Raw genomic sequence first — 12,143 nt, 5'->3', positions numbered from 1 at the left:
GCCGGCCGGGGTCGCACGGTCCGGTACCGCTGGCCATCACGACGAGTGCCTTGTCCGGATGCCGCTTTCTGGTCTCGCCGCTCCTGGAGGTGCTGTCGGCAGCCGAGGTCCTGCGCGGGCAGTACCCGGTCCGGCAGGGGCGGCGCCGGCGCGGTATGGAGTCGGCACAGCGTCACGCGACGAGCCTTCCGCCGGCCGCACTGCGTCAGCAGATCCGCTCCGTGGCCGGGCAGTTGCTCCACCGCCCGGACGCGGCAGCACGCCGTCAGGAGCTCGACATCACTGCCCTGGGGCCGCTGGAGGAGCCGGCGCGCGCGTTCTTCCAGGACTGTCTGATGGGCGACTGGCCTCGTATCAGGACCGTCCTGGAGTCGGACGTCGCGCTGCGCGCTCACCACCTGGCCGCCTACGGAGTGCGTCACGTCGTCGATCGTCTGCCCGGTCTCACCGTCCGCGACGCCCGGGACGGGATCGAGGGCGGGGCGGGCGGCCTGGTCCTGGTGCCCTCCGTCTTCCGGTCGACGCGCGTGCTCCTGGCCAACAGGACGGGAACCGTGATCACCTACCCGGCCTCCGGGCATCGCAGCCTGTGGGACCGCGACGAGGTGGTCGCCCCCACCCGGCTCGGCGCCCTGCTCGGGCGCGGACGTGCGGCGGCGCTCCTCAACATCGGCGACGGCTGTGGCACCGGCGATCTGGCGGACCGGCTCGGCGTCAGCGCCGGCACGGCGTCGGTGCATGTCGCCGCTCTGCGCAACGGCGGCCTCGTCGCCACGCATCGTGTGGGCAAGGCGGTCAGGCATGTCCTGACTCCCATCGGGTCAGCACTGATCATCGCCCAGCTCACCACGGAGCCGAACATGCTCAGCGTGCTTCCCCAGGTGTTGTGAGAGCGCCGGGACACTTGCGCCGGACCCGGCTCACCCGGTCTTGCCCCGAGGACCGCCGAGACGGCAGTCGGGGCCGGCACCCGGCGACGAACCGGACGAACAGGTCTTCCCCTACGACACCGACGGCCTCCTGCGGCGCCACGGTCAGGTGGGCGGCCCGTCCGGGCTCCGGGAGAAGGCCGTGTCGCCGGCCATCGCCACGATCGCGTCCTTGACCAGCAGCACGCGCGGCGGGTAGTCCTGCGTCTTGTCCCCGGGGTCGTCCAGTGCGGAGGTGCGCCAGACCTGCGCTCCGGTGCGGCTGTCCAGTGCCAGCAGACGGCCGAAGCGGTTGGAGAAATAGACCCGCTGGTACGTCGCCGACACCGCGGGCGCGGACAGACTCTCCACGTCCGTCACCTTCTGCCACAGCTGTCTGCCGCTGTCCGCCGACACCGCCGTGACCAGCCCGTCGGACCGGACGAAGTAGACGACGCCGTCCACCAGGGTGGCCGCGCCGGTCAGCGGACGTTCCAGCGGTATCCGTCTGATCCGCCCGGTTTCCGAGGCCACCCGCAGCAGCGCGTTGTACGGCCGTTCGTACCCGGCGTCGTACACGTCCTTCGCGGTCTGGGGGGCGAGGAACAGGGGCTGCCCGCCGACCGTGCCGAGCGCTTGCGCCTTCTCGGGCAGTCTGGCGGTCCCCGTCAGGCTGCCGGGTCCGAGCTTCATCAGCTCGAACGGGGACTGGTCGGGCTCGGTGCCCCGATAGCACAGGGCATAGGGGACGCCTCCCAGCGCCGACGGAGCGCAGTACGTGTCCCGCGAGGGCGCCCGCCACAGTTCCTTGCCGGAAGGCCCGTAGGCCACGAACGACGCGTGGTCGGGAGACAGGGTCAGCAGCCCGCCGTCGTACAGGACCGCGTCCTCGGACTTGCTGATGTCGCGTTGCCACCGCCGGTTCCCGGTAGTGGCGTCGAGAGCCACCACACGCTTGATGCTGTCGTTGGGATCCTCGTACACATAGACCAGCCCGTCGCGAACCCCGATCGGCTGCGCCCCCTGAGGGCGGGTGCCGGTCCGCCACAGGGTGCGGCCGGAGGCCGCGTCGATCCTGGCGACCGTGTAGCCCGTACCGCCGCAGAACAGGGCGGTTCCCTCCGCCGAGCATCCGGGGCTGTCGTAGTCGAGAGGGACACCCCTCACGTCGTGCCGCAGCTCCGTGCGCCACGGCCGCCAGCCGTCGGGCAGTGACGAGGCACGGGCGGTGGCCGTGGCGGCGGTCTCGGAGGAGGTGGTGGTGTCCCGGTCGGCCACGAAGACACCCACCCCGACACACAGTCCCGTGACGGCCAGCGCCACGCCGAGGCCGGTGAGCATCCGGGCCCGGCGGCGCTTGCCGGTGCCGGTGCCGGTGCCGGTCGTGGCACCCGGGGAGGTGCCGGCCGCGCTCGGGCGGCGCCGGGGTTGCGCGGACTGTCCGGTCGTCGGGGACTCGGCGGCGTCGGACTCCGGCAGCGCCCGGAGCATGCGGTGTATGTCCGTCAGTTCCGGCCGTGCGGCCGGATCCTTGTCCAGGCAGCGCTCGACGATGCCCAGGAGAGCTTCGGGCACCCCGCCGAGGTCCGGTGTCCCGTGCACCACCTGATAGCCGGTTATGTACGGGCTGCCGGCGTCGAACGGTCCCGTGCCGACGGCCGCGAACACCAGCAGTGACCCCAGCGAGAACACGTCCGAGGCCGGGGTGACGTCCCGGGGGGCTTCCAGTTGTTCCGGCGACATGAAGGGCGGAGTGCCGATCATCCGCCCGGTCGTGGTCAGGCCCTGGTTGTCGGAAGTGCGCGAGATGCCGAAGTCGATGACGCGCGGCCCGTCCCCGGTCATCAGGACGTTGCGCGGTTTGAGGTCCCGGTGCACCAGGCCCGCCCGGTGGATGTCGCGCAGCGCCTCGGTGAGCCCCAGCCCCAGTGCGCGCAGTTCCCGCTGGTTCAGCGGGCCGTCCTTCTCCACGGCTTCGGCAAGGTTGAGCCCCGGCACGTAGAGCGTCGCCATCCACGGCCGGTCGGCGTCCGGGTCGGCGTCCACGACAGGTGCGGTGAAGGCACCGCTCACCCTGCGCGCTGCCGCGATCTCCTGCCGGAAGCGCGTCCGGAACTCCTCCTCCTGGGCATACGGCCCGTGCACGAGCTTGACCGCGACCTGCCGTCCCGAGGCGGAGACCCCCAGATAGACGACTCCCATGCCGCCCGCCCCGAGCCGACCGAGAAGGGTGTACCCGCCTATGGACTCCGGGTCCCCGGTGCTCAGGGGCGTCATCGCCGATCGTCCTTCCCAGCGCCTGTCTGCCTCATCGGGATCAGATTAGGCCCTGCCGCCCAGGGAACGGAGGAGCGCATATCGCGCCGCGGTGTCCCTGGGTCCCTGAGCCGTGCGACGGGTCGTCCGTCCGGACGAGGGCTCAACTCCCGCCCGTCCAGGCTGTTGTCGAAGTCGCTGTCGAAGTCGATGTCGAAGTGCGCCGAAGTACGTCGAGCTGCGCCGAGGTGCGCCGAAGTACGTCGAGCTGCGCCGAGGTGCGCCGAGGTGTTCCTGTGTGCCCGTTTCCCCACGGACGGCGGTCCCGTCGCCCGCGCCCACCGTCCTGCATTCCATTCGGCATCCCAGGAAGGCCGCGTTTGCGCAGGTCAGAGCTGGTGCGAGCATTCCAGCATCCCGAAACTCCCGCAGGGAATGGCGGATGGAACGCCGCATGGCACAGGCTCGGGTCGTCCAAGCGCGGCGCCTCACCGGACCTGGTGATCGTCCTCGCTCGACTCCGCGTTCATGGCCGCACTTCCGGCGCGCCCACGCACACCACACGCAGCACAACCAGCACAAGACCGACCGGTACAGCCCACAGTCGGAAGATCCTCTTCCGGATATTTCAGAGAAAGCAGCCCACCCATGCGTATCGCCCCTCGTTTCGTCTCCCGTGCGACCGCCTCCTCCATGGTCGCCGCCGCCGCCCTCGCGCTCGTCGGCTTCCAGGCCACCGAGCAGACCGCGTCCGCCGCCACCGTGAAGGCCCCCTCGGTCGTCACCTGCACCGCCGCGAACACCAAGCTGACCGTCACCGAGGTGTCCCGCCCGATCAACCACCTGCTGCTCAAGGCCACCAACACCGGCACCAAGCCCTGCTACGCCTACATCGCCCCCGACCTGAGGGCCGGCGCCGACGCCCAGGCCCCCCTGGCGTGGGCCGACGAGACCACGCCGCAGGCCGTGGTGACGCTCCAGCACGGCCAGTCGGCGTACGCGGGCATCACGACCTCCACCCCCGAAGGCGAAGGCGGAGCCAAGGAGAAGACCCTGGGCGTGATCTTCACCGACAGGAACGGCAACGCGACCGACAAGGAGAAGACCCTGCAGCTGCCGAACAACGGTGTCTTCTTCAACAGCGGTGCCATCGTCACCTACTGGCAGGACAACGCCAAGGACGCCCTCTCCTGGTAGTCGCCCCGGCTCTCGCGGCCGGTCCACCCCGCCGACGACGGCGATGACGCAGCGGGCGCCCCACAACGCGGAGTAGCGACAACAGCCCCAGGCCACCGACCTGGGGCTTCTCTGTGGAGCGGGGGACGAGAACCGAACGCGCGCTCTCGGCCCGGGAAGCGGCGGCGCCTGCCCGGTCACGGGTGACCTCGGCTCGTACGGCCAGCGGGCGGCGTCGTCGCGGATGCACACCTCGACGGCGTGCCCCGCTCTCCTGAATCTCCCGTCCGGGCCGGCGTGTCAGCCCGGTTCAGCCGGTGCTCGGGGAGCCGCGGAACGCCCCGGCCAGCACGGGGACCAGCCACCGCTCGATCTGCTCAGGGGGCTCGGCGGCCAGTTCGCTACCTAGGGGCGCCAGCACGAGCCAGTTCAGCAGGCCGGCCGCGCACCGGATGCGGAACTCCAGCTCCCGCTCGTCGACTCCGGGAATCCTCGCCGACAGATGCCGGACGATGTCCCGCCGGGACTGCTGGAACTTCGCTGTCAGCCGGCCCCAGCCCTCCGGCGGGTCGATCCCGACGCGAGCCACCGTCCGCATGACCGCCAGATCCCGTCCGTCGGCCGCCAGCGCACGCATCATCGGCCCGGCGAACGCCGCGGCCAGATCCTCGAGGCCGGATGCGGTGTCGAGCGAGGCGACCTCGTCGATCTGCGCGTCCAGATACCGCTCCAGCGCGTTCTCGATCGCCGCATCGCACAGCCCCTTCAGCGACCCGAAGTGGTAGCTCACCGCGGAGACGTTGGCTCCCGCGCGATCCGTGATCTCGCGGAGGGTCACCCCCTCCTGGCCGCGTCGCGCGAGCAACTCCTGCGCGGCGGTCAGCAGGCCGTCCCGCGTCCGCCGGCCTGCCTCGCGGCGTTGATCTGTCCGTTCTGGCGCCATGCGCAGAACTCAAACAGCTGCTTGATTTTGCTGTCAAGCAGCCGGTCGCCCGACGGGCGGCGCGCCGGGCGACCGCAGAACTCCAGGCCGAAGCCCGCACCCTCGGGGCGCGACAGCCGTCCCAGCAGGTAAATCAAACATTCGCAGCGCATCACCGTGAACGGCGACGTGGTCAGCCTCGAGCTGTCGATCCAGGGCACGTTCGAGGGGCCGCTCCGGACGCCGGCGGGCACCGTCGAGCCGACCGGCGCGAAGGTCGACGCGCCGACCGCCGACTTCTGGTACCTCCACAACGGCAAGGTGGAGAAGTTCAACTGCTAAAAGGAGACAGAGGCCTAGCTGTCGGCACCGTTCACCACTGTCGCATGTCCGGTTCGGGGAGCGCTTCGCGAGTGCAGAGCCATCCGGCGACGTGTCCCGCCTGCACCTGGTTCACTTGCCGGCTTCAGGGCCGTACCACTGGAGTGCCTGGCCAGTGACGGCGGCGATGCACTCGAAATCCCGGGGGGTGGGGCAGGTGGCGATGAGCCCGGCGGCTGCCGCCTGGTCCCATCCGTACTGCTCGGCGTCGCCGTGAAGCAGTCGGGCGAGCGCACTGGTGTCGATCAGGCATTGCGCGGCGTTCACCGGCGGTAGTTCCCCTTGTCCTCGAAGAGGCCGAGGTCGAAGGCGCCCTCTCCCGCCGACGCCCGTAGGCGGGTGAGCGCCAGGGCCCGCCTCGGTTCTCCAGCACCTCGCGCAGCGCCGTGTTCACCGTCTCCTTCTTGGTGCTGGTGCCGAGGGCACTGAGGATGCACGCGTCCGCGAGCGCGTCGACGCGGTGCTGCATCGCACGGGAAGACGTCACCAGTCGAGCGCACGCTCGTCGGCTCGCGCGTCCCAGTGCGGCGTGACCGGGCGCGCGTCGTGGCAGGTGAAGCCGAGGCGGGTCAGTGCTCGGTGCATCTCGACCGAGGTGAAGTCGCGGCGGCTCTGCCTGGTGATCGCTTCCCCGACCTGCATCACGGGGTAGACGCGGCGGCCGATGGTCACGCACACGCCGGTGGCGGGTTCGGGTGTGATGCCGCTCAGCGACTGCTCGACCTCGATCTTGGTCAGGTCGAAGGGGAAACGGGCGATGACACAGCGCATGGATGCCTCCGCAGGGCGGTCAGGGGGTGATGCCTCAGGACGTGAGGGCGAGGACGCCCAGGGCGTAGCCGTGTTCGTCGATCACGGGGGACGCGTCCAGGGTCCGGTTCCGCATGGCGGTCTCCGCCTCGCCGAGTACGGCGACGGACGAGGTGAACGGTCCGCGGTCGAGCGGGATGTCCCGCAGCCGTGTCCGGTCGCTGTACCACGAGCCGCCGCGGTGCGCGGTGAGCTGGGCCCGGGTGACCAGTCCCGCGCACCGCCCGTCCTCGTCCTGGAGGAGCAGGTGCGGGACGCGGGCACCGATGAGCACGGACAGGGCCACATCGACCGTCATGTGGTCGTCGACCTGGGGCCCGGGAGCGTGCATGGCGTCGCGGGCGGTCAGACCGGTGCCGTCGGCATTGTCGGTCTGCTGTGTTCGGGACGGATTCTGCGTCAAGGGCTTCTCCTCTTCGTCGGGGCGGGCGGGACGGGCGACGGATCTGCCTGACTGCTGGGAGTACATCCCCGTACCTGGGCTACGGGGTGTTCCTCGGGGCGGAGCGACGGGCGCGGGCGGCAGCCTGGCCGCTCCCGCCGTTGCCGGCGGCCCGGCCCCTGCGGCTCCGGCCGGCGGATCCCTTGCCCTCGCGTCTGCCCTCGCTTCGTCCGTCGACCGGCGCGGTGAGGGTGACGGGCAGGCCGGAGGGGGTCCGGGCGCCGGTGATGCGCTGCAGTTCGGCCTCGCCCGGACGGATCTGCGCGGTACGCGCAGTGATGCCGGCGTCGGCCATCAGGCGGTCCACCGCGCGCCGCTGGTGCGGCAGGACGAGGGTGACGACGGTGCCGGACTCGCCGGCACGGGCGGTACGGCCGCCGCGGTGCAGGTAGTCCTTGTGGTCGCCGGGAGGGTCGACGTTCACGACGAGGTCGAGGCCCGCGACGTGGATTCCGCGAGCGGCGACGTTGGTGGCCACCAGGGCCGTGACGTGGCCGTCCTTGAACTGGGCGAGCGTCCGGTTGCGCTGCTGCTGGGACTTTCCGCCGTGCAGGGCCGAGGCGCGTACCCCGACGGACAGCAGGCGCTGGGCGAGCCGGTCCACCGCGTGCTTGGTGTCCAGGAACATGATCACGCGTCCGTCGCGGGCGGCGATCTCGGTCGCGGCGGTTTCCTTGTCGGCGTCGCGCACGTGCAGCAGATGGTGCTCCATGGTGGTCACGGCTCCCGCGGACGGGTCGACCGAATGCACTACGGGGTCATGGAGGTAACGGCGCACGAGGAGGTCGATGTTGCGGTCCAGGGTGGCCGAGAACAGCAACCGCTGGCCGCGGGAGGGGACTTGATCGAGCAGTGCGGTCACCTGCGGCATGAAGCCCATGTCGGCCATCTGGTCGGCCTCGTCCAGGACGGTGACGGCGACCTGGTCCAGCCGGCAGGCTCCCCGCTCGATGAGGTCCGTGAGCCGGCCGGGCGTGGCGACGACGACTTCTGCTCCGCCGCGCAGCGCGCTCGCCTGGCGGCCGATCGACATGCCGCCCACCACGGTGGCGAGACGCAGCCGCAGGGCGCGGGCGTACGGGGCGAGTGCGTCGGTGACCTGCTGGGCCAGTTCCCGGGTGGGGACGAGGACGAGTGCGAGCGGCTGCTTGGGCTGGGCCCGCTGCCCGTCGAGGCGGGCCAGTACCGGCAGGCCGAAGGCGAGCGTCTTGCCCGAGCCCGTACGACCCCGCCCCAGGACGTCCCGGCCCGCCAGTGCGTTCGGCAGGGTGGCCGCCTGGATCGGGAAGGGAACGGTCATGCCCTCGGCGCGGAGCGCGGCCGACAGCCGTGCGGGCATGTCCAGTTCGGCGAACGTCCCGACCGCGGGCAGCGGCTCGGTGAGGGTGACCGGCAGGGCGAACTCCTGCCGGCGCGCGGCGGGGTGTGCTCGTTGGCCGCTCCTGTGCCGGGGGCCCGGACCGGAATTTCGACGGTGCGGTTCCTGGGCCCGGAAGCGGCTGGAGCTGCTGGAGCTACTGGAACGGGTGCGGTGCACGATGGGGCCTTCCTCGATGCGGCACGTATCGAGGAATTCCTTGAGGGGGGAATCACAGGAATGGCCGAGTGAAATCCGAAGACCTCGGGTTGACGTTCCTCACGGCCTTACGGAGTAGAAAAAAAATGGGCTGGGGCCCGCACCCCAAGAGTGCGGGCCCCAGCCACATGATGCGCGAGCCGGTGGCTCGCGACGTTCACGTCAGTGTCAGGCGGGAACGATGTTCTCGGCCTGCGGGCCCTTCTGGCCCTGCGTGACGTCGAAGGTAACCTTCTGGCCTTCCTGAAGCTCGCGGAAGCCCTGGGTGGCGATGTTCGAGTAGTGGGCGAACACGTCAGCGCCGCCGCCGTCCTGCTCGATGAAGCCGAAGCCCTTTTCCGCGTTGAACCACTTCACGGTGCCAGATGCCATATTGAATCTCCCTTGAGGGGCAGTGCCGGACTCCGCACTTTGCGGAGCCGAGTCGCCGCGATGATCATCCCTCCGGAAAGATCCGGAAAGCTCTGCAAAGAAAAAAATTTCCAGCAACATCTCTGGCAACCAAAACTGCAACTGGTATCACGCTAACACAGGCAGGTGGAAGCGGTCATGTTTTTTCGGGATCGCCCGCCCATTCTCATCCCGCTGGCGCCCGTGTATCTGCATTGGTGAGACTAGATATTCGCGCCGCGCTCCTCCAGCCTCCGTCGCATTTCCCGGTTCAGGCGGAGGGCGTCGTCGAGCTGGTTCTCCAGGGTGATGATGCGGCACGCGGCCTCGACGGGGGTGACCTGCTCGACCAGCTCCCGGGCGCGGGCGGCGACGCGCAACTGACGGCGGGAGTAGCGGCGGTGACCGCCTTCCGAACGCAGCGGAGCGATCAACCCGGTCTCACCGACGGCGCGGAGGAAGGCGGGGGTGGTGCCGAGAACGTCTGCGGCTCGCCCCATGGTGTAGGCGGGATAGTCGTCATCGTCGAGGCTGCCTGCGGCAGAGATGTTCTCAGCGGGCATGGCACCTTCGTTTTCGGGGACGCGGCGACGGACCCGGACGTGCCTGGCGCCGGTCTCCGAAGGATTCAGCGCCATCCGCGTCGCGCGACAACCCTAACTCCGGCAGGCACGGAGATGTGGACTCGCCGTGACAGATCTCCTTCCGCGCACAGCCGGACGAGTCGCCGCAGTTCCCCCTGCCCGTGCCGCCGGATGGACCGAACCCGCGCGCTCAGCTCGCGAAGTGGTCCTGCTCCGGTGCGAGTCCCACTGCGGACATGAGGGATCCGGCGGCCCGCTCGGTGGCCTCCGGTGGCACGACCAGCAGGTCCCGGCGCCCATGGGCGGGAGCCATCAGGACGATGGTGCTCGGCGCGCGCGCCGTGGGGGTCCTGCGCAGCCGGACGACCTGGTTGCAGACGAGCATGCGGCCCGGCGCCCCGGCCCACCCCGTGTCGTTCACCAGGACACCGGTGATCTGGCCCCAGGCGCGGGGCAGACCGGAGAGCAGCGGCGGGAGTTCTGCCAGGAGATCGAAGGTACGCGGCCACCAGGCCCCGTCGATACGGCGTGGCACGGTGCTCTCGGGCGCGAGGTACAGGCGGAGGAGGGGCGGGGCCGGCGGCGGGCGCCGTAGTCGTTCGCTCATGAGGTGTCCTGTCGAGTGGTTCGGCGCGGTACGTCGTCCTCGGCCGGACGGTGCGCCTCGGCGGCCAGGAGCGCGCTCGCGGTGAGGCGGAGTGCGGCGTCGGCCGTTCGGCCCTCCCAGGCGTCCTGTGCGTTCGCGTAGGCGGGGAAGCGGTCGAGCAGGCCGGTGTGGCGGAAGACCAGGTCGGTCGTGTGGTTGTCGTACACGATGCGTATCCAGCCGCCGCGGGCGCGGCAGTGGGACCACGCCTCGCACAGGGGCGTCAGGATGCTGCAGTCGGTGAAGGTCACCTCGCTCAGGTCCACGATCAGGAGGAGCCGTCCGGGCCGGGCCGCGCGGGCCTCGGCCAAGGCGCGGACCAGGGGGGCCACGGTCCGCGCGTCCAGTTCGCCGTGTGCGCGGACGATGCGGCACTCCTCGAAGAGCGCAGGCGCTTCGTCCTGGGTGGGCAACGGCTCGTGCGAGGAAGGTGGTTGGGGCCGGTCGGTCGGCCCTGCCGAGGGCTCCAGAGGGGCCCCGTGCCTCATTCCGTCTCTCCGGTCGCGCGTACCGGGCGACCCTCCCCCAGTGTCTGAACGGCCTGGGGGCACCCCCAGGCGAGGTTCAGCATGCGCGCGGCGGTCAGCGGGTTCTCGGGGTCGGCGGCGGCGGCCAGCAACCGGGCGGCTGTTCCGGCGGGCTCCTCGGGCGGGACGACCAGGAGCACCCAGCGTCCCACGGTGCCGCAGTCCAGGGTGATCACGTGCGCGTCGCTTCCGGGCCCAGCCGACTCCACGGCGATCGTCCGGCCGGGCGCCATGACCGTGTGCGGGGCGTCGGGCCATGCGGCCGGGTCCACGGTGACCCGTATCGCGGCTCCCGGCTCCGGCTCCGGCTCCGGCTCCAACGAGCCGACGAGCGAGGGAAGTTCGAGTTCCAGCGCGTCGCAGCGCGGCCGCCAGGCCCCGTCCAGCGGGCCGTGGCTGACGTCCGGGGTGAGGGTCGGACGGGGCAGGGGCATGCGGTACGTCTGCGCGTCGGCACCGGACGCGCCTTCGGCCGGCGTTCTGGTGGGTTCCATCGTGCGGTCCCGTCCCGGGAGCCGTGGGGACGACTGCCCGTTTCGTCCGTCACCGGGAACGGCACCGCCGGAAGCGCTGCGCGAAAAGCCCTCGGTGCGCTCAGGCTACTCCTGGCCGAGCAGAAGCGGCCGCGTCAGCCGTCCGGCTCCGTCGTCTCCGCCTTCTCCTGTTCCTTCTCCTGTTCTTCCTCCTGTTCTTCCTCCAGCTCCTCCATCAGGCAGATGCCCTCATGGGTCAGCGAGACGGCCGCGGGGGTCCGGTGCGAGGTCCAGTCGACGCTGATCAAGCCCTCGTCGGCCAGATAGGCGCAGGCGGCGGAGAGGTCCTCGTCGGGCAGGCCCAGCTCGGCGTGGAGCGCCGATCCGCTGACCTCGGGGCGATTGAATGCGACGGCCCCGTACAGGGACCGCAGAACCGCCTCCCGGTTGTTCTTGCGTTCGCGGAGTTTCGTCATGGCTGTCGTTCTCCGGGGTGACGGCCGCGCGGGGACGGACGCGACGGTGGATCCGCGTGGCCTCACGGACCCGGTTCATACCTCGTCGGCGTGAGCGTGCGCCTGCTCTGTCGATTTGCTGGTCGCGAGCCAGGACCGTGCGGGTTCTGCGGCGTGATCGGTGTCCAGGGTGAGATGGAGCCGGGTCCCTCCTTCGCGCCCGGCAGGGTAGCTGCGCTGCTCGGTCGAGTCGAAGCAGCGCCGGAGCACTTCGGCGACGCGACGGGCGACGTCCGGCGTCGCGGCGACGATGCGGACCTCGGCGTGGCCCTCGGAGGGCAGGGGCTCGTGCTCCATAAGGACCTCCTGGCAGGCGACGGATACGAACCATGACTCCGGTCGCTGCCCGAAACACCGGGCGACGGTGCGGGGGCTGCGTCGCGTTTCCACGGCCGCCCCCTTTTGAAGGATATGCCGGTTGAGGCCGGCCATGCGTTCCTTGACCGCCCGACCGCCCGACCGCCCGACCGCCCGACCGCCCGACCGCCCGACCGCCCGACCGCCCGACCGCCCGACCGCCCGACCGCCCGACCGCCC

The 12,143-nt window shown here is 70.8% G+C and carries 17 protein-coding genes and 1 pseudogene; 3 read left to right on the top strand and 15 right to left on the bottom strand.

Going from position 1 to position 12,143, the window contains the following annotated elements; genetic code table 11:
* The first annotated feature begins 50 nt into the window (after positions 1-50).
* The gene (locus ACFZCP_RS22345; RefSeq protein ID WP_391429206.1) at positions 51-890 is read left to right on the top strand and encodes a hypothetical protein; all 840 of its coding nucleotides are present in this window, start codon (positions 51-53) and stop codon (positions 888-890) included.
* A gap of 144 nt (positions 891-1,034) precedes the next feature.
* Here ACFZCP_RS22345 and ACFZCP_RS22340 read toward each other — a convergent pair whose 3' ends face one another.
* Positions 1,035-3,185, bottom strand: coding sequence for a PQQ-binding-like beta-propeller repeat protein (locus ACFZCP_RS22340; protein WP_391429204.1), 2,151 nt, complete (start codon positions 3,183-3,185; stop codon positions 1,035-1,037).
* Between the two features lie 627 nt (positions 3,186-3,812).
* On the opposite strand from ACFZCP_RS22340, the gene ACFZCP_RS22335 reads away from it, so the two are divergent.
* The gene (locus tag ACFZCP_RS22335; protein WP_362689206.1) at positions 3,813-4,361 is read left to right on the top strand and encodes a DUF4232 domain-containing protein; all 549 of its coding nucleotides are present in this window, start codon (positions 3,813-3,815) and stop codon (positions 4,359-4,361) included.
* Positions 4,362-4,650: 289 nt separating this feature from the next.
* On the opposite strand, the gene ACFZCP_RS22330 is transcribed toward ACFZCP_RS22335, so the two are convergent.
* Together ACFZCP_RS22330 and ACFZCP_RS22325 are read right to left on the bottom strand one after the other, a co-directional pair.
* The gene (locus ACFZCP_RS22330) at positions 4,651-5,178 is read right to left on the bottom strand and encodes a TetR/AcrR family transcriptional regulator (RefSeq protein WP_391429201.1); all 528 of its coding nucleotides are present in this window, start codon (positions 5,176-5,178) and stop codon (positions 4,651-4,653) included.
* Between the two features lie 41 nt (positions 5,179-5,219).
* Complete coding sequence (locus ACFZCP_RS22325; RefSeq protein ID WP_391429199.1) at positions 5,220-5,420, bottom strand: hypothetical protein; 201 nt, start codon at positions 5,418-5,420, stop codon at positions 5,220-5,222.
* A 19-nt stretch (positions 5,421-5,439) separates the two neighbouring features.
* On the opposite strand from ACFZCP_RS22325, the gene ACFZCP_RS22320 reads away from it, so the two are divergent.
* Positions 5,440-5,604, top strand: coding sequence for a hypothetical protein (locus tag ACFZCP_RS22320; protein WP_391429197.1), 165 nt, complete (start codon positions 5,440-5,442; stop codon positions 5,602-5,604).
* 111 nt (positions 5,605-5,715) lie between these two features.
* On the opposite strand, the gene ACFZCP_RS22315 is transcribed toward ACFZCP_RS22320, so the two are convergent.
* From ACFZCP_RS22315 to ACFZCP_RS22260, 12 genes and pseudogenes are all read right to left on the bottom strand, one after another.
* Complete coding sequence (locus ACFZCP_RS22315; RefSeq protein ID WP_391429195.1) at positions 5,716-5,910, bottom strand: hypothetical protein; 195 nt, start codon at positions 5,908-5,910, stop codon at positions 5,716-5,718.
* A pseudogene (locus tag ACFZCP_RS22310) lies at positions 5,907-6,112 on the bottom strand (type II toxin-antitoxin system VapB family antitoxin). Before ACFZCP_RS22310 ends, ACFZCP_RS22315 begins: the two are co-directional and overlap by 4 nt.
* Positions 6,113-6,126: 14 nt before the next feature.
* A complete protein-coding gene (locus ACFZCP_RS22305; protein WP_391429193.1) occupies positions 6,127-6,414 on the bottom strand; it encodes an SCO5918 family protein in 288 nt (95 codons plus the stop codon).
* Between the two features lie 34 nt (positions 6,415-6,448).
* Positions 6,449-6,784 (bottom strand): CBS domain-containing protein, encoded by a 336-nt coding sequence (locus tag ACFZCP_RS22300; protein ID WP_391429561.1) that lies wholly within the window; start codon positions 6,782-6,784, stop codon positions 6,449-6,451.
* A gap of 151 nt (positions 6,785-6,935) precedes the next feature.
* On the bottom strand, positions 6,936-8,432 hold the full coding sequence (locus tag ACFZCP_RS22295; RefSeq protein WP_391429191.1) for a DEAD/DEAH box helicase: 1,497 nt from the start codon (positions 8,430-8,432) through the stop codon (positions 6,936-6,938).
* A 207-nt stretch (positions 8,433-8,639) separates the two neighbouring features.
* Positions 8,640-8,843, bottom strand: a complete 204-nt coding sequence (locus tag ACFZCP_RS22290; RefSeq protein ID WP_069779708.1) for a cold-shock protein — start codon at positions 8,841-8,843, stop codon at positions 8,640-8,642.
* 242 nt (positions 8,844-9,085) lie between these two features.
* A complete protein-coding gene (locus tag ACFZCP_RS22285) occupies positions 9,086-9,424 on the bottom strand; it encodes a MerR family transcriptional regulator (RefSeq protein WP_391429188.1) in 339 nt (112 codons plus the stop codon).
* A 211-nt stretch (positions 9,425-9,635) separates the two neighbouring features.
* Positions 9,636-10,052, bottom strand: coding sequence for a DUF5994 family protein (locus ACFZCP_RS22280; RefSeq protein WP_362689234.1), 417 nt, complete (start codon positions 10,050-10,052; stop codon positions 9,636-9,638).
* Positions 10,049-10,504, bottom strand: coding sequence for an STAS domain-containing protein (locus ACFZCP_RS22275; protein WP_391429185.1), 456 nt, complete (start codon positions 10,502-10,504; stop codon positions 10,049-10,051). The genes ACFZCP_RS22280 and ACFZCP_RS22275 overlap by 4 nt, the downstream gene beginning before the upstream one ends.
* Before the next feature lie 71 nt (positions 10,505-10,575).
* Complete coding sequence (locus tag ACFZCP_RS22270; protein WP_391429183.1) at positions 10,576-11,112, bottom strand: DUF5994 family protein; 537 nt, start codon at positions 11,110-11,112, stop codon at positions 10,576-10,578.
* A 134-nt stretch (positions 11,113-11,246) separates the two neighbouring features.
* On the bottom strand, positions 11,247-11,567 hold the full coding sequence (locus tag ACFZCP_RS22265) for a hypothetical protein (RefSeq protein ID WP_391429181.1): 321 nt from the start codon (positions 11,565-11,567) through the stop codon (positions 11,247-11,249).
* A gap of 75 nt (positions 11,568-11,642) precedes the next feature.
* Positions 11,643-11,903, bottom strand: coding sequence for a hypothetical protein (locus tag ACFZCP_RS22260; RefSeq protein WP_391429179.1), 261 nt, complete (start codon positions 11,901-11,903; stop codon positions 11,643-11,645).
* Positions 11,904-12,143: the final 240 nt, after the last annotated feature.

It is taken from the genome of Streptomyces sp. NPDC007971, from assembly GCF_042958635.1.
Taxonomy (GTDB): domain Bacteria; phylum Actinomycetota; class Actinomycetes; order Streptomycetales; family Streptomycetaceae; genus Streptomyces.
This window is presented reverse-complemented; position numbering and strand designations above follow the sequence as displayed.

Excerpts from the sequence above, each read along its gene's own strand:
- ACFZCP_RS22265 (WP_391429181.1), bottom strand. The coding sequence starts at position 11,567 with ATGACGAAACTCCGCGAACGCAAGAACAACCGGGAGGCGGTTCTGCGG.
- ACFZCP_RS22260 (WP_391429179.1), bottom strand. The coding sequence starts at position 11,903 with ATGGAGCACGAGCCCCTGCCCTCCGAGGGCCACGCCGAGGTCCGCATC.
- ACFZCP_RS22290 (WP_069779708.1), bottom strand. The coding sequence starts at position 8,843 with ATGGCATCTGGCACCGTGAAGTGGTTCAACGCGGAAAAGGGCTTCGGC.
- ACFZCP_RS22300 (WP_391429561.1), bottom strand. The coding sequence starts at position 6,784 with ATGCACGCTCCCGGGCCCCAGGTCGACGACCACATGACGGTCGATGTG.
- ACFZCP_RS22335 (WP_362689206.1), top strand. The coding sequence starts at position 3,813 with ATGCGTATCGCCCCTCGTTTCGTCTCCCGTGCGACCGCCTCCTCCATG.
- ACFZCP_RS22280 (WP_362689234.1), bottom strand. The coding sequence starts at position 10,052 with ATGAGCGAACGACTACGGCGCCCGCCGCCGGCCCCGCCCCTCCTCCGC.
- ACFZCP_RS22340 (WP_391429204.1), bottom strand. The coding sequence starts at position 3,185 with ATGACGCCCCTGAGCACCGGGGACCCGGAGTCCATAGGCGGGTACACC.
- ACFZCP_RS22285 (WP_391429188.1), bottom strand. The coding sequence starts at position 9,424 with ATGCCCGCTGAGAACATCTCTGCCGCAGGCAGCCTCGACGATGACGAC.
- ACFZCP_RS22305 (WP_391429193.1), bottom strand. The coding sequence starts at position 6,414 with ATGCGCTGTGTCATCGCCCGTTTCCCCTTCGACCTGACCAAGATCGAG.
- ACFZCP_RS22270 (WP_391429183.1), bottom strand. The coding sequence starts at position 11,112 with ATGGAACCCACCAGAACGCCGGCCGAAGGCGCGTCCGGTGCCGACGCG.